The organism is Streptomyces sp. NPDC057287 (assembly GCF_042667905.1).
GTDB lineage: Bacteria > Actinomycetota > Actinomycetes > Streptomycetales > Streptomycetaceae > Streptomyces.
Window position 1 is genome coordinate 119,154 of sequence record NZ_JBHUYV010000019.1, and the last position, 24,817, is coordinate 143,970.

General features: G+C 70.8%; 22 protein-coding genes and 1 tRNA gene. 13 read left to right on the forward strand and 10 right to left on the reverse strand.

The annotated features are described in order from the left end of the window. Window positions 1–9: 9 nt before the first annotated feature. The 3 genes from ACFUNE_RS30370 to ACFUNE_RS30380 form a co-directional block, all read right to left on the reverse strand. Window positions 10–2,547 (reverse strand): ABC transporter permease, encoded by a 2,538-nt coding sequence (locus tag ACFUNE_RS30370; RefSeq protein WP_383574617.1) that lies wholly within the window; start codon window positions 2,545–2,547, stop codon window positions 10–12. Between the two features lie 58 nt (window positions 2,548–2,605). Beyond that, window positions 2,606–3,373, reverse strand: coding sequence for an ABC transporter ATP-binding protein (locus tag ACFUNE_RS30375; RefSeq protein ID WP_383574619.1), 768 nt, complete (start codon window positions 3,371–3,373; stop codon window positions 2,606–2,608). 170 nt (window positions 3,374–3,543) lie between these two features. Further along, window positions 3,544–4,563 (reverse strand): LacI family DNA-binding transcriptional regulator, encoded by a 1,020-nt coding sequence (locus ACFUNE_RS30380; protein ID WP_383574621.1) that lies wholly within the window; start codon window positions 4,561–4,563, stop codon window positions 3,544–3,546. A 222-nt stretch (window positions 4,564–4,785) separates the two neighbouring features. Here ACFUNE_RS30380 and ACFUNE_RS30385 point away from each other — a divergent pair, with 222 nt between their 5' ends. The 8 genes from ACFUNE_RS30385 to ACFUNE_RS30420 all read left to right on the forward strand — a co-directional run bounded on the left by ACFUNE_RS30385 (window position 4,786) and on the right by ACFUNE_RS30420 (window position 14,296). After that, a complete protein-coding gene (locus ACFUNE_RS30385) occupies window positions 4,786–6,519 on the forward strand; it encodes an ABC transporter substrate-binding protein (protein WP_383574623.1) in 1,734 nt (577 codons plus the stop codon). A gap of 89 nt (window positions 6,520–6,608) precedes the next feature. Continuing rightward, on the forward strand, window positions 6,609–7,604 hold the full coding sequence (locus ACFUNE_RS30390) for an ABC transporter permease (RefSeq protein ID WP_383574625.1): 996 nt from the start codon (window positions 6,609–6,611) through the stop codon (window positions 7,602–7,604). After that, a complete protein-coding gene (locus ACFUNE_RS30395) occupies window positions 7,601–8,506 on the forward strand; it encodes an ABC transporter permease (protein WP_383574627.1) in 906 nt (301 codons plus the stop codon). Before ACFUNE_RS30390 ends, ACFUNE_RS30395 begins: the two co-directional genes overlap by 4 nt. 4 nt (window positions 8,507–8,510) lie before the next feature. After that, on the forward strand, window positions 8,511–9,455 hold the full coding sequence (locus ACFUNE_RS30400; RefSeq protein ID WP_383574629.1) for an ABC transporter ATP-binding protein: 945 nt from the start codon (window positions 8,511–8,513) through the stop codon (window positions 9,453–9,455). Then, complete coding sequence (locus ACFUNE_RS30405) at window positions 9,455–10,348, forward strand: ATP-binding cassette domain-containing protein (RefSeq protein WP_383574631.1); 894 nt, start codon at window positions 9,455–9,457, stop codon at window positions 10,346–10,348. The genes ACFUNE_RS30400 and ACFUNE_RS30405 overlap by 1 nt, the downstream gene beginning before the upstream one ends. Further along, window positions 10,345–12,759, forward strand: coding sequence for a glycoside hydrolase family 2 protein (locus ACFUNE_RS30410; protein ID WP_383574633.1), 2,415 nt, complete (start codon window positions 10,345–10,347; stop codon window positions 12,757–12,759). Before ACFUNE_RS30405 ends, ACFUNE_RS30410 begins: the two co-directional genes overlap by 4 nt. 249 nt (window positions 12,760–13,008) lie before the next feature. Next, window positions 13,009–13,092 (forward strand) — tRNA-Leu (locus ACFUNE_RS30415). A gap of 316 nt (window positions 13,093–13,408) precedes the next feature. After that, window positions 13,409–14,296 (forward strand): Bax inhibitor-1/YccA family protein, encoded by an 888-nt coding sequence (locus ACFUNE_RS30420; RefSeq protein ID WP_383574635.1) that lies wholly within the window; start codon window positions 13,409–13,411, stop codon window positions 14,294–14,296. Between the two features lie 80 nt (window positions 14,297–14,376). Here ACFUNE_RS30420 and ACFUNE_RS30425 read toward each other — a convergent pair whose 3' ends face one another. Continuing rightward, window positions 14,377–14,607 (reverse strand): DUF4287 domain-containing protein, encoded by a 231-nt coding sequence (locus ACFUNE_RS30425; RefSeq protein WP_383574637.1) that lies wholly within the window; start codon window positions 14,605–14,607, stop codon window positions 14,377–14,379. Window positions 14,608–14,707: 100 nt separating this feature from the next. Here ACFUNE_RS30425 and ACFUNE_RS30430 point away from each other — a divergent pair, with 100 nt between their 5' ends. Next, window positions 14,708–15,037, forward strand: coding sequence for a hypothetical protein (locus ACFUNE_RS30430; RefSeq protein WP_383574639.1), 330 nt, complete (start codon window positions 14,708–14,710; stop codon window positions 15,035–15,037). Here ACFUNE_RS30430 and ACFUNE_RS30435 read toward each other — a convergent pair. From ACFUNE_RS30435 to ACFUNE_RS30445, 3 genes are all read right to left on the reverse strand, one after another. Beyond that, window positions 15,034–15,873: a hypothetical protein gene (locus ACFUNE_RS30435; protein ID WP_383574641.1), complete on the reverse strand. Its 840-nt coding sequence runs from the start codon at window positions 15,871–15,873 to the stop codon at window positions 15,034–15,036. The two genes, ACFUNE_RS30430 and ACFUNE_RS30435, sit on opposite strands and share 4 nt — an antisense overlap. Window positions 15,874–16,327: 454 nt before the next feature. Continuing rightward, window positions 16,328–17,548, reverse strand: a complete 1,221-nt coding sequence (locus ACFUNE_RS30440; protein ID WP_383574643.1) for an acetyl-CoA C-acetyltransferase — start codon at window positions 17,546–17,548, stop codon at window positions 16,328–16,330. A 157-nt stretch (window positions 17,549–17,705) separates the two neighbouring features. Continuing rightward, window positions 17,706–18,749, reverse strand: coding sequence for an SGNH/GDSL hydrolase family protein (locus tag ACFUNE_RS30445; protein WP_383574708.1), 1,044 nt, complete (start codon window positions 18,747–18,749; stop codon window positions 17,706–17,708). Between the two features lie 155 nt (window positions 18,750–18,904). On the opposite strand from ACFUNE_RS30445, the gene ACFUNE_RS30450 reads away from it, so the two are divergent. Beyond that, window positions 18,905–20,308 carry a cystathionine beta-synthase gene (locus ACFUNE_RS30450; protein ID WP_383574645.1) on the forward strand — a complete coding sequence of 468 codons (1,404 nt, stop codon included), beginning with the start codon at window positions 18,905–18,907 and terminating at the stop codon, window positions 20,306–20,308. A gap of 284 nt (window positions 20,309–20,592) precedes the next feature. On the opposite strand, the gene ACFUNE_RS30455 is transcribed toward ACFUNE_RS30450, so the two are convergent. After that, window positions 20,593–21,012 (reverse strand): hypothetical protein, encoded by a 420-nt coding sequence (locus tag ACFUNE_RS30455; protein ID WP_383574647.1) that lies wholly within the window; start codon window positions 21,010–21,012, stop codon window positions 20,593–20,595. Window positions 21,013–21,140: 128 nt separating this feature from the next. Here ACFUNE_RS30455 and ACFUNE_RS30460 point away from each other — a divergent pair, with 128 nt between their 5' ends. Then, the gene (locus ACFUNE_RS30460) at window positions 21,141–21,944 is read left to right on the forward strand and encodes a maleylpyruvate isomerase family mycothiol-dependent enzyme (RefSeq protein WP_383574649.1); all 804 of its coding nucleotides are present in this window, start codon (window positions 21,141–21,143) and stop codon (window positions 21,942–21,944) included. Between the two features lie 52 nt (window positions 21,945–21,996). Here ACFUNE_RS30460 and ACFUNE_RS30465 read toward each other — a convergent pair whose 3' ends face one another. After that, entirely contained in the window at window positions 21,997–22,578 is a 582-nt protein-coding gene (locus ACFUNE_RS30465; protein WP_383574651.1) for a DsbA family protein, read from the reverse strand. Between the two features lie 186 nt (window positions 22,579–22,764). Between ACFUNE_RS30465 and ACFUNE_RS30470 the strand changes: the two genes are divergently transcribed. Next, window positions 22,765–23,613 (forward strand): MurR/RpiR family transcriptional regulator, encoded by an 849-nt coding sequence (locus ACFUNE_RS30470; protein WP_383574653.1) that lies wholly within the window; start codon window positions 22,765–22,767, stop codon window positions 23,611–23,613. Window positions 23,614–23,812: 199 nt separating this feature from the next. After that, window positions 23,813–24,382, forward strand: a complete 570-nt coding sequence (locus tag ACFUNE_RS30475; protein WP_383574655.1) for a hypothetical protein — start codon at window positions 23,813–23,815, stop codon at window positions 24,380–24,382. Between the two features lie 10 nt (window positions 24,383–24,392). Here ACFUNE_RS30475 and ACFUNE_RS30480 read toward each other — a convergent pair whose 3' ends face one another. After that, complete coding sequence (locus ACFUNE_RS30480) at window positions 24,393–24,767, reverse strand: hypothetical protein (RefSeq protein WP_383574657.1); 375 nt, start codon at window positions 24,765–24,767, stop codon at window positions 24,393–24,395. Window positions 24,768–24,817: the final 50 nt, after the last annotated feature.

The window sequence follows — 24,817 nt, forward strand, 5'->3', positions numbered from 1 at the left end:
ACCGTGCCGCTACTCCGTCTTGATCGCGGTGAGCATGTTCAGCCGCGCGCCGCTGCGGGCCGGCCACAGGGAGGCCAGGACCCCCACCAGGCCGGCGAGCACCAGGAAGAGGGCGAGCCGGTCCCACGGGATGACCAGGGCGTAGCCGGGGATGTCGGCGGACAGGCTCTTCCCGATGGCCCAGCCGAGGAACGTTCCGAGGCCCACGCCGACCACCGCTCCGAAGAGCGAGATGACGACGGCCTCCAGCCGGATCATGCGCTTGACCCTGCGCCGGTCCAGACCGATCGCCCGCAGCATGCCGATCTCCTGCTGACGTTCGAAGACCGACATGGCCAGTGTGTTGACGACGCCGAGGACCGCGATGACCAGGGCCATCGCCAGCAGCCCGTACATGATGTTCAGCGCCGTGTTGATGAACCCGCCGAACATGTCCCGGATGCCTTGGCGGTCCATGACGCTCATCGCCGGGTTGTCGCCGAGCGCCTTGACCACGGCGCTCTCGTTGGCGTCGCTCTGGCCGCCCTCCATGGTCAGCCACACCTCGCGGATGTCGGCGGCGCTCTCGTGCGGGGCGACGACGGTCTCGGAGATCAGGACCGGGGAGAGGAACTCGTTGCCCTCGTAGAGCGCCCCGACCTTCAGGGTCTCCTTCTTCTCGTCCTGGAACGTCACGGGGACGCTGTCGCCGGTCTTCCAGCCGTGCGACCGCGCGGTCTTGCGGTCGACGGCGATCTCGCCGTCCTTCAGCGAGGACAGCGACCCGGAGACCGTCTTCAGGCTGAAGACCTTCTCGACGTCGCCGGGGGTGACGCCGGACGCCGACACACCCGCCTCGCCCTTGCCGCCGACGGTGAGCCAGACGGACCGCTGGGGGGAGGCCGCCGCGACACCGTCGGCCTTGCGCAGGGCGGTGAGAGCCGACTCGTCGAGCGAGTCCCCGCTGGCCATCGAGACCATGTAGTCGGCCCGGATGTTGTCCGTCGTCATCTTGTCGATGGCCTGGCCGAGCGTGACGCCGAGCACGGAGATACCGGTGACCAGGGTGAGCCCGATCGCCAGGGCGGACGCGGTGGCTCCCGTACGGCGCGGATTGCGGACGGCGTTCTGCGCGGCCAGCTTGCCGGAGACCCCGAAGAGCTTCCCCAGCGCCGGACGCACCAGGGCGATCACCGGCCGTGAGAGCAGCGGGATGAGGACGATGACGCCGATCAGGGCGAGGAAGGCCCCGCCGCCGAGGAGCCACCGGCCGTTCTCGCCGCCCTGGGCGGCACCGGCCACGATCAGGGCGGAACCGAGGAGGGTGAGCACGGCGCCGAGGGAGTTCCGTACGACCAGCGACTTGGTGGTGGCCACCGCGTGCACGCTGCTCATCGCCGCCACCGGCGGGATCTTGGCGGCCCGGCGGGCGGGCAGCCAGGCGGCGAACACGGTGATGAGCACGCCGACGGCGAACGCGGAGACGACCGCGGTGGGGGAGACGACCAGCGGACCGGCCGGGATCTTCCCGCCGAACATGCCCATCGCGGAGCGCAGTCCCACCGCGAGTGCGACGCCGAGGGCGAAGCCGATCACCGAGGCGACCACACCGACCACACCGGCTTCGAGCAGGATGGCCCGCTTGACCTGCCGTCGGGAGGCGCCGACAGCGCGCATCAGGGCGAGTTCCTTGGTGCGCTGGGCGATGAGCATGGTGAAGGTGTTGGCGATCAGGAACACGCCGACGAAGAGCGCGATGGCCGCGAAGGCCAGCAGCATCGCGTTGAGGCTCTTGAGGCCGGACTCGGTCATCCTGGCCTCCTCGTCCGCGAGGGCCGCGCCCGTCTTGGCCTCGGCGGACTCCGGGATGAGGGGCTTCACGGCGTCGAGGAGCTGCCGGTCGGACGTTCCCGTGGTGGCGGCCACGGTGACGTCGCTGAACTCGCCGGGCCGCAGGTACAGCTTCTGGGCGACCTCGGTGTCGAAGAGGACCAGGCTGCCGCCGGCGTTCACCGCGCCGTCCTCGGTGGTGAAGATCCCGGAGAGGGTGTACTCCTTCACCGGCCCGTTCGTGGCGACCCGCACCGGCTTGCCCACGCGGTAGTCGCCCTTGGCGGCGGTCTCCTTGTCGAGGGCGACCTGGCCGGCCTCCACCGGCCCCGTGCCTTCGGTGAAGGCGTACTGCCCGTCCTTGCCTCCGGCCCCGGGGGAGAAGTTGGATCCGGTGTTGGACCAGCCGTCGCCGATGAGCTTGCCGCCCGTGTCGGCGACGCCGGCGAACCCGGAGACGCGTCCGGTGGCCCCTGCCACCCCGTCGAGGTCCTGGATCTTCTTGAGCGTGGCCTCGTCGATGCCTTCGGCCTGGTCGTCGCCGCGCTGGGCCCAGGTCTTGACGGCGACGGCGACGGCGTCGTAGCTCTTGGCCGACTGGTTGCGGAAGGCGTTGCCGAGGGTGTCGGTGAAGACGAGGGTGCCGGAGACGAACGCTACGCCGAGCATGACGGCGAGCACGGTCATCAGCAGCCTGGCCTTGTGCGCGAGCACATTGCGCAGGGCGGTACGGAACATGTCTGTGTGTCCTGGGATGGGTTCCGGAAGGGGGGAGGGGAGCGGCGGCCTTGCCGCGTCAGCTGGTGCGGCCCTTCGCGTCGAACGCCTTCATCCGGTCGAGGACCCCGTCGGCGGTGGGGGCCAGCATCTGGTCGACGACCGCGCCGTCCGCGAGGAAGACCACACGGTCCGCGTAGGAGGCGGCCACCGGGTCGTGGGTCACCATCACCACGGTCTGGCCGAGCTCGCGCACCGAGTTGCGCAGGAAGCCGAGGACCTCGGCGCCGGAGCGCGAGTCGAGGTTCCCGGTCGGCTCGTCCCCGAAGATGATCTCCGGCTGCGAGGCCAGGGCGCGGGCGACCGCGACGCGCTGCTGCTGGCCGCCGGAGAGCTCGGTGGGCCGGTGCTTCAGCCGGTCCGAGAGCCCCACCATGTCGATGACCTTCTGGAGCCAGGCGGCATCGGGCTTGCGGCCTGCGATGTCCATCGGCAGGGTGATGTTCTCCAGGGCGCTCAGGGTGGGCAGCAGGTTGAACGCCTGGAAGATGAAGCCGATCTTGTCCCGGCGCAGCTGTGTGAGCTGCTTGTCCTTCAGCGCCCCCAGCTCGGTCTCACCGATGCGCACGGAGCCGCTGCTGAAGCTGTCGAGGCCGGCCACACAGTGCATCAGCGTGGACTTGCCGGAGCCCGACGGGCCCATGATGGCGGTGAATTCGCCCTGCGGGAAGTCCACGGTCACCCGGTCCAGGGCGATCACCTGGGTCTCGCCCTGGCCGTAGACCTTCGACAGCTCCGTGGCTCGGGCGGCGACCGCGGTGGTGCGGTGGGCGGTGGTGGTGGTCACAGGGGTACTCCTGGTTCGGACGGCTCGACGGGGACCCCTCCATCGTCGCCGCCGTACGGCGCCGGGGCGTCAGTCCCCGTGCCCGTTCCCGGGGCCCTCTTGAGTCGCACCCGCAGGGCGTCGGTGTAGTCCTGAGGTAGGAGGGCGACCCCGAGATCCCCGGTCCGCGCTCAGCGCGGCGGTGCCGTGGACCCGCGCGGCACCAGACGGGCGGCGGCGTCCTCGAACCCGGGGGCCGAGCCGTCGGCGACCATCGCCAGCAGGGTACGGGCCGCGTGGGTGCCGTACGCGGGGATGTCCCTGCTCAGCGCGGTCAGCGGCGGCCGGACGACGCGGGAGAGCTGGGAGTCGTCCCAGGCGACGAGCGAGAGGTCGGCGGGCACGTCCAGCCCCATCTCCTGGGCGACCGAGAGTCCTGCCACGGCCATGATGTCGTTGTCGTAGATGACGGCGGTCGGCCGCGCGGCCGAGCTGATCAGCCGCCGGGTGGCGTGCGCGCCCTCCTCGCCGGAGTAGTCGGTGTGCACCACCACCGGCTCGTCCAGCCCGAGCTCCGCGCTGATCTCACGCTGGGCGCGGTCGCGCAGCTGGGTGTGGGTCAGCTCGGGCAGCCCGGCGACCCGGGCGACGGTACGGTGCCCGAGCGCGCTCAGGTACGTCAGGGTGTCCCGCAGCGCCGCCCGCTCGTCGGACCACACGGGTGTGAGCGGTCCGGCCGCGGACGGGTCGCCGATCACGACGGCGGGCATGCCCAGCTCGGTGATGCCCTCGATGCGCGGGTCGGGGGAGCGCACATCGGCGAGGAACACCCCGTCCACCCGGCCCTCGCCCCACCAGCGCCGGTACATCTCCAGCTCCTGGGCCGGGTCGGTGACGACCTGGAGGAGCAGGGCGCAGCCGCGGGCGGAGAGCTCGGTCTCGATGCCGCTGATCAGCTCCATGAAGAACGGCTCGACCCCGAGCATCCTGGCCGGCCGTGACAGTGCGAGCCCCACGGTGCCGGCCCGTGCGTGAGTGAGGGCGCGGGCCGCGCTGTTGGGGCGCCAGCCGATCTCCTCGGCGATGGCCTTGATGGAGGCGCGGGTCGCGGGGGACACCCCGGGGCGGTCGTTGAGGGCGTACGACACCGCGACCTTCGAGACCCCGGCGCGGCGTGCGATGTCGGCGATCGTGGGACGGTGCTTGGACATGCGACCTCGCTTAACCGGTTCGTGTTCAGGAGTCATCCTAGCCGCAGGTCCCTGACCTCTGTCTTCCCCCGGGCGGTCCAGACCTCTCCCTGAGTCCCCGAAGAAACTGGAATGGGAGCGCTCCCGCTCCCTTGACACCACTCCGGGGCGCCCATACCTTCACGGCACTTACCCGGTTCAGTAACTCCGCTCGGCAGGGACGGCGGGGGAAAAGGAGGGGCTATGGGTACGCGTACCCGGCTGCGGGTCACCACCGCGCTCGCCGTGTTCACACTCGCCGCGACCGCGTGCACGGGAGGCGGTTCGGGGACGGGCTCCGCCGGCGGCCCGGCCGGAAAGGGCGGATCGCTGCCGCGCAACGAGACGCTCTACACGACCGGCACCCAGTGGGGGCCTCCGGCCAACTACAACCCGCTGCGCAACTGGGACCACGCGACCGGCACCAAGGGACTGGTCTACGAGACGCTGTTCCACTTCGACCCGAACGAGGGCAAGCTGACGCCCTGGCTCGCGGAGTCGGGCAGCTGGACCGACGGCAGGACCTACGAGGTGAAGCTGCGTTCCGGCATCATCTGGGCCGACGGCAAGCCGCTGACCGCGAAGGACGTGGCGTACTCCTACGGCCTCGGCAAGATCGAGGCCTCCGCCTTCCACTCGCTGTGGAGCTGGCTGTCCGACGCGAAGGCGGTGGACGACACCACGGTCCGCTTCACCTTCAAGGAGGCCCGCTACCAGGAGTGGGACTCCACCCTCTACGGCCAGCCGATCGTCCCCGAGCACGTCTGGAGCTCGCGCACCGACGAGGACATCCTCAACGGCGTCAACGACAAGCCGGTCGGCACCGGGGCGTACAAGCTCAGGAGCAAGACCCAGGACCGGGTCGTCTGGGAGCGGCGCGACGACTGGTGGGGCACGAAGGCGCTGAGCATGACGCCCGCTCCCCGCTACATCGTCGACGTCTCCAACCCGAGCAACGAAGTGGTCATCGGCCAGCTGGGCCAGGGCCAGCTGGACCTCAGCAACAACTTCCTGCCCGGCGCCTCCTCGTTGATCAAGAGCAAGAAGGTCGTGTCGTACTACGACGAGGCCCCCTACATGCTCTCGGCCAACACCGCCTGGCTGGTGCCCAACACCACGAAGAAGCCGATGGACGACGCCGCCTTCCGCCGGGCGCTCGCCGCGTCCGTCGACACCGGGAAGATCGTCAAGGGCGTCTACGGCGACCTGGTCAAGCCAGCTTCCCCGACCGGTCTGCTGCCGCAGTGGGAGCAGTTCGACGACAAGGCCCTCATCGCCGAGAAGGGCTTCACGCACGACGCCGCTGCGGCGAAGAAGGAGCTCGCGGACGCCGGCTACAAGGACAAGGACGGCGACGGCTTCGTCGAGAACAAGGACGGCTCCGCGCTGAGTCTGAAGCTTGCCGTGCCCTCGGGCTGGACCGACTGGATGGAGGCGGCCAAGGTCATCGCCGCCGGCGCCAAGGACGCGGGCATCAAGGTCAGCACCGAGTTCCCCGACCAGAACGCCCTCAACGAGCAGCGCGGGAAGGGCGACTTCGACCTCGTGATCAACAACGAGCGCCAGCTGTCGAACACCCCCTGGACGTACTACGAGTACATGTTCCAGATGCCCGTGCAGAAGCAGCAGAACACGGTCAACTTCGGGCGCTACGAGAACGAGAAGGCCTGGAAGCTGGTGCAGGAGCTCGGCGGGGTGAAGACCGACGACACCGCGGGCATGAAGGCCGCCGTGTCGAAGATCCAGGACATCCAACTGACCGAGATGCCCATCATCCCGCTCTGGTACAACGGCCTCTGGTCGCAGTCCACCACCGGCTCCTGGACGAACTGGCCGTCGGACGCCGAGGGAGCTCCGAAGACGGCACCGGCCCTGTGGCGCAACTGGCTGGAGATGGGCGGCTTTGAGACGCTCACGCAGCTGAAGCCCGCCAAGTAGCACGGCCGTCGCCGACTCCACGACCGCCCCGTCGTGCGCGCGCACCTGACCGTGCGCGCACGGCGGGGCTCTCCACCAGGGGAGCACCCTTGCGCCGCTATTTCGCCCGCAAACTTCTCATCTACGCGCTGACCTTCGTCGTCGCCGTCACCGTCAACTGGATGATCCCGCGCTTCATGCCCGGTGACCCGGTCTCCGCCATGGTCGCCCGCGCCCGCGTCTCGCAGCCCGAGGCCGCCGAGGCGATGCGCACGTACTACAACAACCTGTTCGGCTTCGACGAGCCCTTGTGGCAGCAGTACCTCCACTTCTGGGGTGCGCTGCTCCAGGGCGACTTCGGGATCTCCATCTTCGTCTTCCCCACACCTGTCGGCGACGTCCTGCTCGACGCCCTCCCGTACACGCTCGGCCTGATGATCCCGGCCGTCCTGCTCAGCTGGTTCGCGGGCAACTGGATCGGCGCGCTGTCCGCCCGCCGCAAGGTCCTCGACAACACCGTCCTGCCGGCGGGCTACCTGCTGACCGCCATGCCGTACATGTGGATCGCCGTCATCCTCGCCTGGGCGCTGGGGGCCAAGGCGGGCTGGTTCCCCATATCCGGTGGGTACAGCCTGGACATCCAGCCCGGCTGGAGCGCCGACTTCGCGCTGGACGCGCTGCACCACTGGGTGCTGCCGTTCCTCTCGCTCTTCCTCGTCGCGCTCGGCGGCTGGGCCATCGGCATGCGCAACATGATCATCTACGAGCTGGAGTCCGACTACTCGTCCTACCTGTCGGCCCTCGGCGCACCCCAGCGGCTCATCCGCCGCTACGCCTTCCGCAACGCCGTCCTGCCCCAGATCACCGGCCTGGCACTCCAACTGGGCGTCCTCGTCGCCGGAGCGCTCGTCACCGAGATCGTCTTCGCCTATCCGGGGCTCGGCTCACTGATCCTGGCCGCGATCCAGAACCAGGACTTCTTCCTGCTCCAGGGCGCGTTCCTGTTCATCGTCATCGGCGTACTCATCGCCAACTTCCTCATCGACATCGTGTACGTCGTCGTCGACCCCCGCACCCGTACGGGCATGGCAGGAGGCACGTCATGAGCACACTGCCCGACCCGGCGCCCGAGGCCCCCTCCGCCGAGGCGCCCGTGGCGAAGCCCGGCCGCGAGTCGCTGCACTACGCGGTCCGCAACCCCAAGCTGATCATCGGCGTGACCCTGGTCGCGATCCTGCTCGCCGTCGGCGTCGTCGGCCCCGTGCTGCTCGACAACGGCAACCCCAACGAGTACGTGGGCCCGCAGGCGTCCGCGCCCGACGGCACGTACTGGATGGGCACCACCACCTTCGGCCAGGACGTGTACGCGCAGTTCGTGCACGGGCTGCGCGCCACCTTCCTGGTGGGCGTCGTCGGCGGCGCCATCGCCGCGGTGATCGCCATGCTCGTCGGCTTCCTCGCCGGCTACCGGGGCGGAGTCACCGACGAGATCCTCAACATGCTCACCAACGTCGTGCTCGTGATCCCCGCCCTCGCCGTCCTGCTGATCATCAACGCCTACATGGGGGTGCGGAGCGTCGCAGTGCAGGGCCTGTTCATCGGCCTCACCTCGTGGCCCTGGGCGGCCCGCGCGATCCGCGCGCAGACGTTCTCGCTGCGCACCCGGGAGTTCGTCGACCTGGCCCGGCTCAGCGGGAGCGGCACCTGGCGGATCGTCTTCCGCGAGATCGCGCCCAACATGAGCTCGTACCTCTTCATGATGTTCATCCTGCTCTTCGGCGGGTCCATCCTCATCGCCTCCTCGCTCGACTTCATCGGGCTCGGTCCCACCGAGGGCGTCTCGCTCGGTCTGATGCTGCAGAGCGCCCAGCAGTGGAGCGCGCTCCAGCTCGGCATGTGGTGGTGGTTCGTCCCGCCGGGCGCCGGGATCACCGCGATCGTCGGCGCGCTCTACGTCGCCAACGTGGGCCTCGACGAGGTCTTCAACCCGAAGCTGAGGGAGTCCTGAGCACATGACCCTGACCGTCAACGATCTGCGGGTCCACTACCGCACGCTGCGTGGTGAGGTCCGGGCCCTGGACGGCGTCGGCTTCGACCTGGCGGACGGCGAGATCCTGGGCCTGGCGGGCGAGTCCGGCTGCGGCAAGACCACCCTGGGCAAGTCCCTCATCCGGCTCGACGGCCGGATGCGGCACGTGGGCGGCACCGTGACGCTGGACGGCGACGAACTGCCGCTGTCCGACGACCGGGCGATGAACGCCTACCGCTTCCACAAGATCTCGCTCGTCCCCCAGTACTCGATGAGCGCGCTCAACCCGACCCGGCGCATCGGCCGCATGATCCGCGAGCTCCTCGCCTCGCGGGGCGTCTCCGTCGACACCGACGAGCTGCACCGCCGTCTCGAACTGGTCGGCCTGGACCCCGACGTCCTGGACCGCTACCCGATCGAGCTGTCCGGGGGCATGAAGCAGCGCGCCGTCATGGTGATCTCCACGCTGCTCGATCCGTCCGTCCTCATCGCGGACGAGGTCACCTCGGCCCTGGACGTCTCCAACCAGCAGGCGGTCGTGGGCGCCCTGACCGGCCTCCGTGACAAGGGCCTGGTCACCAGCATGATCTTCGTGACCCACGACCTCGGACTGACCTCGCACATCGCCGACTCGATCATGGTGATGTACGCGGGCAGGCTCGCGGAGAAGGCCCCCACGAAGGTGCTGACGACCGGGCCCCGCCACCCGTACACGAAGATGCTGATCGGCTCGCTGCCCCAGGTGGGCGCCCGTCACAAGGACAAGCCGCTCAGCGGCATCGAGGGCTCCCCGCCCTCCCTGCTGAACCCGCCGGCCGGCTGCCGCTTCCGCGACCGCTGCCCGCTCGCCGACAGCGGGTGCGCAGAGGAACCACCGGTCGTCGAGGTGGCCCCCCGCCACACCGTCGCATGCTGGAAGGCGGCCTGATGCTGACGCTCGACCGTGTCACCAAGACCTTCCGGGCCGGCGCCTTCGGCGGCGGCTCCGTCACCGCCGTGGACCGGGTGTCCTTCGAGGCGGCACCCGGCGAACTGGTCTCGCTCATCGGCGAGAGCGGCAGCGGCAAGTCCACCATCGGCCGCATGGTCCTGGGCCTGACCCGGGTCAGCGGCGGCAGCCTCACCCTGGACGGCGAACAGGTCCGGCCGGGCAAGGACTTCTACCGCCGCGTCCAGGGCGTCTTCCAGGACCCCTTCAGCTGCTACAACCCCGTCTTCAAGGCCGACCGGGTCTTCGCGCTCGTCCGCCAGGCCTACCACCCGGGCGTCTCCGGCAAGGAGTGGGCGGACCGCGTGGAGAAGGCGGTACGGGACGTCCGTCTGGACCCCGGACAGGTGCTGGGCCGCTACCCGCACCAGCTCAGCGGCGGGCAGCTGCAGCGCCTCCTCATCGCCCGCGCACTCCTCCTGGACCTGCGCTTCCTGGTCGCCGACGAGATCACCAGCATGCTCGACGCGTCCACCCGCATCGACGTGCTCAACCTCCTCGCCGGCCTCAAGGAGCGCGGTCTCGGCGTCCTCTACATCACCCACGACCTCTCGCTCGGCACCTACCTCGCCGAGAAGACGGTGGTGCTGAGGAACGGCCGTGTCGTCGAACGCGGTGACACCCAGAAGGTCTTCGGCAACCCCCTCCACCCGTACACCCGCACGCTCCTGGCCGCGGTGCCCCGGCTCAACCAGCCCTGGACGACGGCGGAGCCGGTGGAGGCCTGCGCCTACCACCGGGGCGGCGCGCGCGACAGCGACCTGTACGAGACCGAGCCGGACCACTTCGTCGCCTGTGCCGGACTCCCCGACTGCGGAAGGACCTCCGCGTGATCCCTCGCCACCTGCCCCTGCACGACGGCTGGACGCTCACCGCCGACGGCCCCGTGCCGCTGGAGCTCCCCACGGGCGGCGTCCCCGCGACCGTCCCCGGCTGCGTCCACACCGACCTGCTGGCCGCCGGGCTGATCGACGACCCCTACCTGGACGACAACGAGGTGCGGCTCGGCTGGATCGGCCGCACCGACTGGACCTACCGCACCACCTTCGAATGGACCGCGGACGCAAACGAGTCCACCGACCTCTGCTTCGACGGCCTCGACACCGTCGCCACCGTCCTGCTCAACGGCACCGAGGCCGGTTCCACCGCCAACCAGCACCGGAGCTACCGCTTCCCCGTCCGCCACCTGCTGCGCGAGGGCCCCAACACCCTCGCCGTACGCTTCACCGCCCCGTACACCTACGCAGAGGCGCTGCGCGACAAGCTCGGCGACCGGCCCGGTGCCTACGCCGAGCCGTACGCCTTCATCCGCAAGATGGCCTGCAACTTCGGCTGGGACTGGGGACCGACCCTGGTCACCTCCGGCATCTGGCGGCCGGTCGCGCTGGAGTCCTGGACCGGCCCGCGCATCGCCGGGGTGAAGGTGCTCGCCGACCTCGACGGCGACGGGGTGCCGCGCCTGGCGGTCACCCTCGATGTCGACCGGGCCGGGGGCGGCCCCCTGGAGGCGTCGGTGGAGGTGGCCGGCGAGCGGGCCGTCCTCACCGTCGGGGCCGGGGCGGGCCGGGGAGACGTCACCCTCGCCGTCCCCGGAGCGGCGCGCTGGTGGCCGCACAGCCACGGCGAACAGCCGCTGTACGACGTCACCGTGCGCCTCGGCGAGGACGCGTGGAACGGCAGGACGGGCTTCCGGGGCGTCGGCCTGGAGCGCGAGGCGTTCCGGATCTCGGTCAACGACGAGCCCGTCTTCGTCCGCGGGGTGAACTGGATCCCCGACGACTGCTTCCCGTCCCGTCTCACCCGTCAGCGCGTCTCGGACCGCCTCGACCAGGCGGTCGCCGCGAACGTCAACCTGATCAGGGTCTGGGGCGGCGGCCTCTACGAGAGCGACGACTTCTACGAACTGTGCGACGAGAAGGGGCTGCTGGTCTGGCAGGACTTCCCGTTCGCCTGCGCCGCGTATCCGGAGGAGCAGCCGCTGTACGACGAGGTGGCCGCGGAGGTCCGCGAGAACCTCGTCCGGCTCGCCCCGCACCCGTCGCTGGTCCTGTGGTGCGGCAACAACGAGAACCTGGAGGGCCACGCGGACTGGGGGTGGCAGAAGGAGCTGGCGGGCCGCACCTGGGGCCACGGCTACTACCACGAGCTGCTGCCCGCGCTGTGCGCGGAGACCGACCCGACGCGCCCGTACTGGCCGGGCTCGCCCTACTCGGGCTCCCCGGAGCTGCCCCCGCAGGACCCCGCCAGGGGCACCGTCCACCTCTGGGACGTCTGGAACCGGGTCGACTACAGCCACTACGCCGACACCGCCCACCGCTTCGTCGCGGAGTTCGGCTTCCAGGGCCCGCCCGCGTACGCCACCCTGCGGCGGGCGGTGAGCGGCCCGCTGAACCCGGGCGCCCCGCTGGTCGCGCACCACCAGAAGGCGGAGGACGGTGACGCCAAGCTGCTCCGCGGCCTCGGGGACCACCTCCCGCAGCCCTCCTCCTCCTCCGACGACGACGACTGGCACTGGCTCACCCAGCTGAACCAGGCCCGCGCGGTCGCCTTCGGCATCCGGCACTTCCGCTCGCACGCCCCGTACTGCATGGGCTCGATCGTGTGGCAGCTCAACGACTGCTGGCCGGTCGTGTCCTGGGCGGCGGTGGACGGGGACGGCCGCCGCAAGCCGCTCTGGTACGCGCTGCGCGCGGTGTACGCGGACCGGCTGATGGCCCTGCGGGACGGAGCCCTGCACCTGGTCAACGACTCCGCCCTTCCGTGGGAAGGCACGCTGCGGCTGACCCGGCGGTCCCTGGACGGCGAGGTCCTGGCCGAGGAGACGGTCGTGGTGGGCACGGCGGCCCGTGGCGTCACCCGGGTGGCCCTGCCGGACTCGGTCGCCGAGCCCGGCGACGGCGCCCGCGAGGTGCTGGTGGCGGAGCTGGGCGAGCTGAGGACGGTCGAGTTCTACGAGGAGGACACCCGGGTCGCGCTGCCGCCGGCGCGCTATCACGCCGATGTCACGGAGGGTGATGAATCAGGTATCGGCTACCGGGTCACGGTGACGGCGAGGACGCTGCTGCGGGACCTCGCCCTCTTCCCCGACCGGCTGGATCCGGCGGCCGAGGTGGACGCCATGCTCGTCACTCTGCTGCCTGGTGAGAGCGCCGTCTTCCACGTCACGGGCGCGGTGCTGAAGGACCCCCGGGCCCTGGCGGCGAGGCCGGTTCTCCGGTGCGTCAACGACGCCGTGGACGGGTGAGGTGGCGGGGCCCTGGCGAACGGTGGCGCGGCCCATGGCGTATGGGCCGTACGAGTGCGGCGAGTTTCCGTCATTCCCGTTTGCCGGGGTTCGTCCCCAACGGCCGGTGCGGGCGTGTGCTGATGCGGTGCGGTGTGTCTGACGGACCCTCACACGGTCAATAAAATAAGACAACATCGAGTGGATGTTCCGCTGTTCGAGGGATGCCCCCGGATAGGGTCTTTGCCAAACGCGGAGCCGCGCGCCCACGCCCGGGTGGTGGAATGCAGACACGGCGAGCTTAAACCTCGCTGCCTCCTCGGGGGCGTGCCGGTTCGAGTCCGGCTCCGGGCACTCGCTCGCAGAGGCGTGGGTGCCGGCGGAACGACCGTATCGCGCGGCCGGTGCGGCCTCACGGGGGAACGCGCTGCGAAGACGGCCGGTCACGGTGTGTGAGCGCCTCCGGTGTGTGCGACCGGGGTGGTGACGGCACGGACCGGCGAACCGGGACCGTACGGCTCCTGCCCGGATCCCGGCAGGTCATGCCCTGGCCGGAGCCACCCCGGGGGTGCAACTTCTCTCAAAGATCCTCCTCTGGCACTAGGGTGATTGTTTTGCCTACCCATTACTCTTGTGGCAAGGCTGCGCAAGGTGGCCATGGAGGAGTGAAATGAGGAGCAGCAACCCGGTCTTCTCGCGACGGGGGTTCAGCCGCGACAACGGCTCCGCGGGCTTCAACGCGGCGCCGCAGGCCGGGGCCCCCGCAGCGGGTGCCAACCCGTACGGGCAGGGCACCGCCGCGAACCCGTACGCCACGAACCCGTACGCCCAGCAGGACACCCAGTACGGCGCCCCGCAGGCTCCGGCGCACTCCGGCGCGATGACGATCGACGACGTCGTCACGCGTACGGCGATGACGCTGGGCACCGTGGTGCTCACCGCCGCGCTCTCCTGGGCCCTGCTCCCCGTCGACGAGGCCAATCTCGGCAAGTCCTACGGCATCGCCATCGGCGCGGCCCTGGTGGCGTTCGTCTTCGCGATCATCCAGTCCTTCAAGCGCAAGGCGTCGCCCGCGCTGATCCTGGCCTACGCGGCCTTCGAGGGTGTCTTCCTCGGAGTGATCTCCAGCACGGTCAGCACCTACATCAGCCCCGGCACGGTGATGCAGGCGGTAATGGGCACCATGTGTGTCTTCGCCGGTGTCCTCATCGCGTACAAGATGCGCTGGATCCGCGTCACCCGCCGTTTCTACGGCTTCGTGATGGCCGCGGCCATGGGCTTCGTGCTCCTGATGATGGTCAACCTGCTGTTCAGCGTCTTCGGCGGCGGTGACGGCCTCGGCTTCCGCAGCGGTGGCCTCGGCATCCTCTTCGGTGTCGTCGGCATCATCCTCGGTGCGTGCTTCCTGGCCCTGGACTTCAAGCAGGTCGAGGACGGCGTCAACTACGGCGCACCGCGCGAGGAGTCCTGGCTGGCGGCCTTCGGCCTCACCCTGACCCTGGTGTGGATCTACCTGGAGATGCTGCGTCTGCTCTCCATCCTCAACGGGGACGACTGACCCCGTAGGCGCGACGACGACGGAACGGCCCGCAGGCACATCGCCTGCGGGCCGTTCCGTCGTCACGGGGAGGGTGTGCGTCAGCGGAGCTTCCGCGCCGCTCTCCTCAGGTCGTACTCATGGATGATCGCCTTGGCGTGGCCGTAGGTGAGATCGTGTTCGCTCCGCAGCCAGCTGACCTTCTCCTCGAAGCGGAAGAGAGAGGGGCCTTCGTCGACGGTGCGGAGCCAGTCGGTGATGTCGCGACCGGTGCAATGAGGGATCCGGGAGAGCAGGTTGCGATGGGTTTCTTCGGAGAAGACTTGAGACATCGGCGCCTCCGACGCAGTACGCGGTGCTGGTCCTTCCCGACACCGTGCCCGAGCATCGGCGCGTTGGCAACCATCCTGCGGGGGCGCGTAGGGTCACGGCGTGCTCGATACGACCCGCTTGATCACTGCCGTGGACCGATTCGCCGACCGGCTGCGGAGCGCCCCGCAGAGCCGGCTCCAGCAGGGCATGGCCGCCGAGGCCCTGACGGCGGCCAGGGAGCTGTCCGCCCGGGCCCAGCGTTCCGAGGACCCGGGCCGGGAGCCGAGGACCATGCCGGACGCCGGGATATTCGCGGTCGGTGACCAGCTCGCGGTCGCGGGCCGGGACCTGGCCGTGGCACTGGAAACGGCCTCGTCCCAGGAGCTGGACGAGGCCGTGCGATGTGTCGAGGAGGCGGCGGCGCGGGCGTTCGGGCCCGGCCCGCGCTAGAACGAGGCGATGACGCGGTCGGCGAGGATGTAGACGTTCTCCTTGCCGCACGAGAACGTCAGCGCGTAGGCGCCGGAGACGCCGGAACCGCCCAGCAGCACCGGCTGCTCACCGGAGCGCAGCGAGTCGGCGAGCCGCTCCGCGGTCTCCCGGTGGCCCGGGGTCATACAGAGCGTGGTGCCGTCGGCGAAGACGTACACGTCGAGGGTCCCCAGGGGCCCGGGGCGGACGTCGGTGAGCTCCGTCGCGGTATCGGCGAGCCGCTCCAGCCGGTTCACGGTACGCTCATGGTCGGTGACGACCGGTGTCTGTACGGGGACGAAGTCCGGGTGCGACGGGTGGCGGCGGCGGGCCGCTGCCAGCTCGGGGGAGTCCTCGGGGAACTCCGCGTACTCGGCGACCTCGGGCAGGTCGGTGAGCTCCGCCAGCTCCACCAGCTCGTCCAGGGCGTCGCCGGCTTCGAGGTCCATGGCCTCCAGGCCCGCGAAGTCGCTCTGTCGGGGCATGAAGAACGGTGCGTCCTCGCCGAATCCGCCCAGCAGGGACGGGGCGTCCGCGGCGTCGCGTACCTCCTGGGCGGCCCAGAAGGCGCGGGCCTCGGCGAGCTCGCGCTCCCGCTCCTCGGCGAGCGCGTCGGCGACTGCCGCGCGTATCTCCTCGACGGGTGTGCTGCTGCTCCGGTTCTGCTGCCCGGGCACGGATGCGTGGAGACTCCGTCCCTCCGCAAGCTCCGTGCGCAGGGCTGTGACCTGCTTGCGCAGCCCGTGAGCAGCGTGCAGAGCGGCGGCGCCGACAGCCGTGGCAGCGGCGGTGGTCAGCAACAGGGCAAACGGCATGGCGCTCACTGACATACTCCCGGTTTCAATCGACACCCCCGACTTCCTACATCAGCTTGTCCTGTACTGGTGCCTGCTGTCAGTGCATTACGTCACGAATTGGACAGGTCTTTGTGCCTGGTGTTTAGGTCCATGGCTGGTTTGACCTGGGCAAACGACTCTCCCCCGGGACATAGATCACATCCTGGGGGAGATTCGGTCACGATCGGGGCTCGGGCCGGTTCAGGACAGCCCCCGCGCGGGAGGGCCGGGGCGCCGAAGGCCCGGAACCACGGGCCTCGGGCGCCCCCTACCCTTCGCTGCGGGCAGGTGCCGCCCTCGTACCTCGGGCGCCCCCTACCCTCCGCTGCGGCTCAGCTCAGCCGCTCGGTGTTCGTGGTCGCGCTGAGCTTCGCCTCCGCTGCGGGCAGGTGCCGCCCTCGTACCTCGGGCGCCCCCTACCCTCCGCTGCGGCTCAGCTCAGCCGCTCGATGACCATCGCCATGCCCTGGCCGCCGCCGACGCACATCGTCTCCAGGCCGAACTGCTTGTCGTGGAACTGCAGGCTGTTGATCAGCGTGCCGGTGATCCGGGCGCCGGTCATGCCGAAGGGGTGGCCCACGGCGATCGCGCCACCGTTGACGTTGACCTTGTCCAGCGGCAGGCCGAGGTCCCGGTAGGACGGGATGACCTGGGCGGCGAACGCCTCGTTGATCTCGGCCAGGTCGATGTCGTCGATGGTCAGTCCGGCGCGCTTGAGCGCCTGCTTGCTGGCCTCGACCGGGCCGTAGCCCATGATCTCCGGCGACAGGCCGGAGACGCCGGTCGAGACGATGCGGGCCAGCGGGGTCAGGCCCAGCTCGCGCGCCTTGGTGTCGGACATGATCACGAGCGCGGCGGCGCCGTCGTTGAGCGGGCAGCAGTTGGCCGCGGTGACGAGTCCGTCGGGGCGGAAGACCGGCTTCAGGCCCTGCACGCCCTCCAGGGAGACGCCCGCGCGCGGGCCGTCGTCCTGCGAGACGACCGTGCCGTCCGGCGTCGTCACCGGAGTGATCTCGCGCTGCCAGAAGCCGTTCTTGATGGCTTCCTCGGCGAGGTTCTGCGAGCGGACGCCGAACTCGTCCATGTCCTGGCGGGTGACGCCCTTGGTCCGCGCCAGGTTTTCCGCGGTCTGTCCCATGGAGATGTACGCGTCCGGGACGATGCCGTCCTCGCGCGGGTCGGTCCAGCTCGCGCCGGTCTCCTCGGCGCGGGCGGCGGTGCGGGCCTCGGCCTCGGCGAAGAAGGGGTTGTGCGTGTCCGGCAGGCTGTCGGAGTTGCCCTTCGCGAAGCGGGACACCATCTCGACGCCGGCGGAGATGAAGACGTCGCCCTCGCCCGCCTTGATGGCGTGCAGCGCCATGCGGCTGGTCTGGAGCGAGGACGAGCAGTAGCGGGTGACCGTGCAGCCGGGGAGGTGGTCCATCCCCATCTGTACGGCGATGATGCGGCCCAGGTTGTTGCCCTGCTCGCCGCCGGGGAGGCCGCAGCCGAGCATCAGGTCGTCGATGTCCTTCGGGTCCAGCTCGGGGACCTTGGCCAGCGCGGTCTGGATGATGGTCGCGGTCAGGTCGTCCGCGCGCAGATCCTTGAGGGACCCCTTGAAGGCCCGGCCGATGGGCGAACGGGCAGCAGAGACGATCACGGCTTCGGGCATCACGCGGCTCCATGAGGGCTGGAAGGCAGGAAGGCTGGGCTGCCTTGGAAGTTACCCGGACGTATAGCTGAGGTCACCCAACAGGCGATGTGATGCGGACCTCTTTTCTAAGCAACCGCTCAGTCGCCCGCAATGTTCCCCCGTGGGGGCGGCAGGCTCAGGCCCGCCGCCAGGTCGCCCCCGACCCGTGTCCGGGCATCGGCCCGCCGCCCGCACCCGTCCCGGGCTCCTTGTGCGGCACCGGCTCCGTGTGCGCGGGCAGGCGCCGCCGCCTGCGGTGCTTGAGCAGGGCCCAGGGCGCCCGCGCCCCCGTGACCTCGGTACCGGCCTCCCGCGCGGCCCGGGAGGCGGCCTTGGCGACCGGCAGCATGCCCTCGCGGCGCGAGCCGTCCAGGTGGTCGGACTCCGGCCAGAGGCCGAGGACCGCGCACACGGTCGGCAGCATCGCCATGGCGGCGGTCGCGTACCCCTCGGCCGAGGGGTGGTAGTTGTCGGGCCCGAACAGCTCCCGGGGGTTGGCCTCGAACTCCGGCCCGAGCAGGTCGCCCAGCGAGACCGTCCGGCCGCCCTGCTCCACCGCGCCGATCGTCTGGGCGGCCGCCAGCTGGCGGCTCACCCGCCGGGCCAGCCAGCGCAACGGCTGGTAGACGGGCTCGATCGTGCCCAGGTCCGGGCACGTGCCCACGACCACCTCCGAGCCGGCCGTGCGCAGTCTCCGTACCGCCGTGCTCAGGCAGCGCACCGACTGCGTCGCCGGCATCCGGTGGGTCACGTCGTTCGCGCCGATCATGATCGTGCAGACGTCCGGCACCCCCGACGGATCCGCCAGCACCAGGGACACCTGCCGCTCCAGGTCGTCCGAGCGCGCGCCCGGCAGGGCGACGTTGCGAAGATCCACCGGCCGTTCGGCCACGGCCGCGAGGCCGGAGGCCAGCAGCGCCCCCGGGGTCTGGCCCGCCCTGCGCACACCCTGGCCGGCCGCCGTGGAGTCACCCAGCATGACGAAGCGCAACGGATCGGTGGGACCTGCGAACGCCACCCCGTACCGTCCGTCCGCGCTCGGCGGGACCGGCGCCTTGCCCCCGCCCACGGCTCTCTTCGCCAGCTGCACCTCGGCCAGCACCAGGCCCACCGTCGCCGCACCGATCAGCCCGACGCTGCCCCCGCCATAGGCCGCACCCGCTGCGATCCGCCGTGCCACCCTCGCTCTCGACACAGTCCGGTCCACCTCCTCCGTGCCGTACAGCCGTACACAGCACTACCTGCCCCGTGGAGGGCGTAGCTCAATCGCTTCGTCCAATCTCCTGCCCGTACGCATACTCTTGGCGGACCATCACGGAGATCCCGGAGTACACGGTGCAATTCCACGATTCGATGATCAGTCTTGTCGGCAACACCCCGCTGGTCAGGCTGCGCAATGTATCGGCAGGCATTCAGGCGACGGTCCTGGCCAAGGTCGAGTACTTCAACCCCGGCGGGTCGGTGAAGGACCGCATCGCGCTGCGCATGATCGAGGCCGCCGAGCAGAGCGGCGAGCTGAAGCCCGGCGGCACGATCGTGGAGCCGACCAGCGGCAACACGGGTGTGGGCCTGGCCATCGTCGCCCAGCAGAAGGGCTACAAGTGCATCTTCGTCTGCCCTGACAAGGTGTCCACGGACAAGATCAACGTGCTGCGCGCGTACGGCGCCGAGGTCGTCGTCTGCCCGACAGCCGTCGACCCCGAGCACCCGGACTCGTACTACAACGTCTCCGACCGCCTGGTCCGCGAGACGCCGGGAGCCTGGAAGCCCGACCAGTACTCCAACCCGAACAACCCGCGCTCGCACTACGAGACCACGGGCCCCGAGCTGTGGGAGCAGACGGAGGGGAGGATCACCCACTTCGTCGCGGGCGTCGGCACCGGCGGCACGATCACCGGCACGGGCCGCTATCTCAAGGAGACCAGCGAGAACCGGGTGCAGGTCATCGGCGCGGACCCGGAGGGCTCCGTCTACTCCGGCGGCTCGGGACGCCCCTACCTGGTGGAGGGGGTCGGCGAGGACTTCTGGCCGAGCGCCTACGACCGCACGGTCACGGACGAGATCGTCGCGGTCTCGGACAAGGACTCCTTCCAGATGACCCGCCGCCTCGCCAAGGAGGAGGGCCTGCTCGTCGGCGGCTCCTGCGGCATGGCGGTCGTCGCGGCCCTGGAGGTCGCCAAGCGCCTCGGCCCCGAGGACGTGGTGGTCGTCCTGCTGCCGGACAGCGGCCGCGGCTACATGAGCAAGATCTTCAACGACGAGTGGATGGCCGACTACGGCTTCCTGGAGGACACCGGCCCCTCCGCCCGGGTCGGTGCGGTGCTCGACTTCAAGGAGGGACCGCTCCCCTCGCTCGTGCACATGCACCCCGAGGAGACGGTCGGCGAGGCCATCGACGTCCTCCGGGAGTACGGCGTCTCGCAGATGCCGATCGTGAAGCCGGGCGCGGGACATCCGGACGTGATGGCCGCCGAGGTCATCGGCTCCGTCGTGGAGCGTCAGCTGCTGGACGCCCTGTTCACTCAGCGGGCGACGCTGACGGACCCGCTGGAGAAGCACATGTCGGCCCCGCTGCCGCAGGTCGGCTCGGGGGAACCGGTCGAGGACCTGATGGCCGTGCTCAGTGGGGCGGACGGTGCCGATGCGGCGATCGTCCTCGTCGAGGGCAAGCCGACAGGGGTCGTGAGCAGGCAGGATCTGCTGGCCTTCCTCGCGAAGGACGCCACCCCCAAGCCGTAGCGGGCCGGTTTCCGGGGTTCGCGAAAACGGTACGAGCGCGACACGTCCGCGCAGCACCGGCTTAACACGGCTCCGGCACAGTAAGGGGTGTCGGCAGGGAAACCCGCCGGCCCACCAACGGCGACACGGACTACGGAGCGGCTCCCGGACCTCCACCGTCGCCAGGACGCGACACCCGGCCCTGACCCGGGACCGCGTCCCTCGCGGGGACCGCCGTCGTCCCGCCCCCCGGCAACGGGGGTGCGGCGGTCCCCGCGATTATCCGTGCGCGGCCCCGAGGCCCCTCAGACGTCCCACTCGGAGGGCGTCCGCCGCCTCTCCCCGGTCCACGGCCACGCGCGGGCCGCATGCACGGCGTTGACGCCGAAGATTCCCAGCCAGGTGACGACGAGCCCCTTGATCCCCGCGTTGCCGACGCCGATCGCGGACAGCGGGACGGCGAGGACCAGCGAGACGACCCCGAAACCGAACCGCTCCCCGAAGGTCCCGTGCGGCCTGGCGGGCCGGGCGGCGCTCCGGGCGGCGGCCGTCCGCTCCTCGGCCAGCTGCCGCCGCGTCCGATGGTCGTACGTGCCGGCGAGCCGCTGCTCCACCTTCTCCAGGAACGAGTCGATCAGCGCCGACTCGTATTCCGGCCCCAGCTCGCCGCGGGCCTGCAGGGTGGCATCGAGCTCTCGCCTGAGCTCAGGGTCACGGGCTTCCATGCGCCCTACGGTACGAACCCGGGCCGCCCGGGTCAGTGGGGTTAGCCCCCCTGTTTCGGGGGCTGTCGCGCAGGGCGGGGCGTGCCGCGTCGGCGTAGCGTTGGGGCAGGGAGACGGGAGGCGCACCCATGGCCACCACGACACCGTCCGCCCGCGCCATCCCCCGCACCTCCGGGACGCGGGCCCGTCTGGTCAACGAGGCCGAGCTGCGGGCGACGCTCTCCACCTTCCGCGAGCTCTCCGACGAGGACTGGCGGCGCCCCACGGTCTGCACGGGCTGGACGGTCCGGGACATGCTGGCCCACACCGTCGGCCAGTACGAGGAGCTGCCGCGCCCCTGGGTCGCGGTGCGCCGGATCCGGCAGGCCGCGCGGACCCACCCGCATCTCGGCCCGCTGGACGGGCACAACGAGGCCCAGATCGAGGACCGGCGGGCCGTCCCGGGGCCGGAGCTGATCGGGGCCCTCGCCCACTTCGCCCCCCAGGCGCTCATCGCCCTGCGCCGCATCCCGGTGGCCGTCCGCCGCAGGATCCGCCCGAGCCTGCTCTACCCGGAGGCGAAGGCCCTGCCCGACGACTCGATGGACTACCTCGGCAACGTCCTCATCGCCCGTGACACCTGGATGCACCGCATGGACCTCGGCGATGCCACGGGGGCCGTGGCGGTCCTCGACGGGCACGACCGGGAGATCGTCGACCAGGTCGTGCTGGACCTGGCCCTGGCCTGGACGGGCCCCGCCGTCGAGATCGATCTCCGGGGACCCGCGGGAGGAAGCCGTCTGCTGGGCATCGGCACCCCGGCGGCCGTCCTTCGCGCGGACGCGGTCGACTTCGCCCGGCACTTGTCGGGGCGACCGCCGCGCGGCCTCCTGGAGGTGGAGGGCGAACCCGGGGCGCGGGCGGCGCTGATGGCTGCCCGCGTCGTGTTCTGACAGACGGCCGGCCCGTCGGCCGGTCCGCCGGTGACCACATCCGCACGGGCGTTCACGGGGGAGTGACCTCGGCGAGGAAGGCCTCGGGCGTGACCGCGTATCCAAGGGAGTTGATGACGGAGACCGGGGTGCGGTCGATCAGGACCGTGGGGGTCGACCGCACCCCGCTGGTCCCGAAGGCCGCCGACACCTGCGCCGCCCAGGGCAGGTAGGTGCGCTCCATGACCTTCTGCCGGAAGGCGTCGGTGTGCAGCGCCTCGACCTCGTCGGCCAGCCGCAGCAGGGTGGCCCGGTCGGAGAAGGCGTCCACCTCCTCGCTGGGCTGATCGGCGTACAGCGCCCTCAGGTACTGCATGAACGGCTTCTGGCCCTCGTCCGCCGCGGCACCCAGCGCTGCCAGCGCCTCCAGGGATCCGCTTCCGCCCGCGGCGTCGTCGATGAACGTGGCGAAGTGGTGGTCGATGGCGAATCTGCCCTCGTCCGCGGCCCGCTCCATCACGGCCCCGAGGCCCAGTTCCATGCGCTTGCAGAAGGGGCAGCGAAGATCGGCGTAGACGCTCAGCACGTGTGCGGCGTCGGCGTCGCCGTAGCGGACGACATAGCCGCCGGGCCCTCTCGTATTGGCTGGGATCATGTCCCCAGGGTCGGCAGGGGAGAGCGGTCCCGCAATGCGAGCGCCCGGGGACCGGAGCCCGCGCCGGAGCGTCCCGGGCCGGCGGGGAGGCCGCCGACCGGTCTGTATATGGACATGCAGAGCGCTTGCTGGCTGAATGGATCCCTCGGCGCCGGAGCGGTGCGGTGGAGTTCTGGAGGGGACAGCATGAGCGGGAGCAGCCCGGCCGCGCGGTTGCAGCGGCTCTTCGAGGGGCAGCGGCTGACCCCCACCCAGCGGCGCATCGCGCACTCCATGGTGCGGCGGGCCGCCGACGCCCCGTTCCTGTCGAGCGTGGAGCTGGCCGAGCTGGCCGGGGTCAGCCAGCCGTCCGTCACCCGCTTCGCCGTGGCGCTCGGTTTCGACGGGTATCCCGCGCTGCGCAAGCACCTGAGGGACGTCTCGCCTGCCGAGGCGGCCGGTGAGGGGAGCGCGGAGGAGCGCTACAACGAGTACCAGCAGGCGGTGCTGGCCGAGATCGAGAATCTGCGGCAGCTGTCCGAGCTGCTCGCCGATCCGGCACCGGTGGAGCGGGCGGGGCGGCTGCTCGCCGGGTCGAGGCCGCTGCTCGTGCTCGGGCTGCGGGCCGCCTCCTCGCAGGCGCGGGGGTTCGGATACTTCGCCTCCAAGGTGCACCCGGACGTACGGGTGCTCGACGAGGGCGGAAGCATGCTGCACGACCGCGTCGACGCCGCCAGGAGGGCGGGTGCGAGCGCGCTGATGTGCTTCGCGCTGCCGCGGCATCCGCGGGAGGTGGTGGACGCGCTGGCCTACGCGCGGGAGCAGGGGCTGACCGTGGTGACCGTGGCCGATTCGGCGTTCGCGCCGGTGGCCGCCCACAGCGACCTGCTGATTCCGGGCGCCGTGGGCACCGGGCTGGCCTTCGACACCGCGTGCGCGCCGATGCTGCTGGGGCGGGTGCTGCTGGAGGCCATGTGCGACGGGCTGCCCGAGGCCCAGGCGCGGCTGGAGGAGTTCGACGCGAGGGCCGCCTCACGGGGCCTGTTCGTCGAGTAGCCGGCGCTCCGGGCGGGCCGGATGCCTTCAGGCGGGCCGGATGCCTTCAGGCGGGCCGGATGGATCCGGCCGGGCCGCTCCCGCCGATGATTCTCAGACGTCGCTCATCTGTGCCTATTAATCTCCGCGCCCAGAGGGTCCAGAGGGGTCCGGAGGCCCCCGGAGGGCCCACAGGGAACCGTGGGAGAAGGAGACGGACGTGGGGCGCGGAGCACAGTCGTTGGCGCGGGTGGCCGTGATCGTACGGGCCGGGGCCGCGCCGTTGTGGTGGCCGGGGCTGCTGGCCGCGGCCGTCGGGGCGTTCGTCCCGGGCCTCACCGGCCGGCGGATCGGCCTGCTGGCAGGGGCCGCACTGTTCCTGGTGGTCCTGGCCGCCGTGGCGTCCGCACGGACGGGGCGTTACGCGGAGCTCGCGAGGGGCGCCACGCGGGCCGGGCGGAGCGACTTCCTCCAGGACCGGGACGTGACGGTGAGGAACTGGCGGCGCGGCTGCCGCTGGTGGCTGGCGGGCGCGTTCCTGGTGGCGGTCGCGAGTGCGTACGTGCTGCCGGGTGCCGGCGGGATGGTGCTGGCCGGGGCGGGCGCCGGCCTGTGGCTGAAGGCCGTGCGGCTCGGGCGGCGGGAGCAGCGGGACGACGTCCTGTACTGGGTGCGCACCGACTGGGTGGAGCGCGGACGGCCCGCGGGCAAGCGGGTGAAGGCCTATCGGACGACCGGACCCGCGGCGGGGGACGCCGCGCCCGGTGGGGCGCGGCGTCGCCGCCGGTGAGGACGCCGGGTCAGACCTCCAGTTCCGCTTCGATCTTCTTCAGCTGGTGGCGGGCCATCGCCAGGTTGGCCCGGGCCCCGTCCAGCACGAGGTAGAGGAACAGGCCGTTCCCCCCGCGGGCCTTGAGCAGCCGGATCAGGTGGTACTGGGTGCCGAGGGTGATCAGGATGTCCTCGATCTCGTCCTTGATGCCCAGGTGCTCCATGGTCCGGAGCTTCGCGCGGACGACGTCCGTGTTGCCGGCGGCGGCGACGTCGAGGTTGAAGTCCTTGCCTCCGCCCAGGGTCCCCAGGGCCATGCCGCTGGTGTAGTCGACGAGAGCGACACCGGTGGCCCCCTCGATCGACGCCATCGCGTCCTTCAGTGCCGTTTCGCTGTTGGCCATAGTGCTCGTTTCCTTTCCCTGGCCGGCCCGTTGGCCGGTCCGGTTTCTGA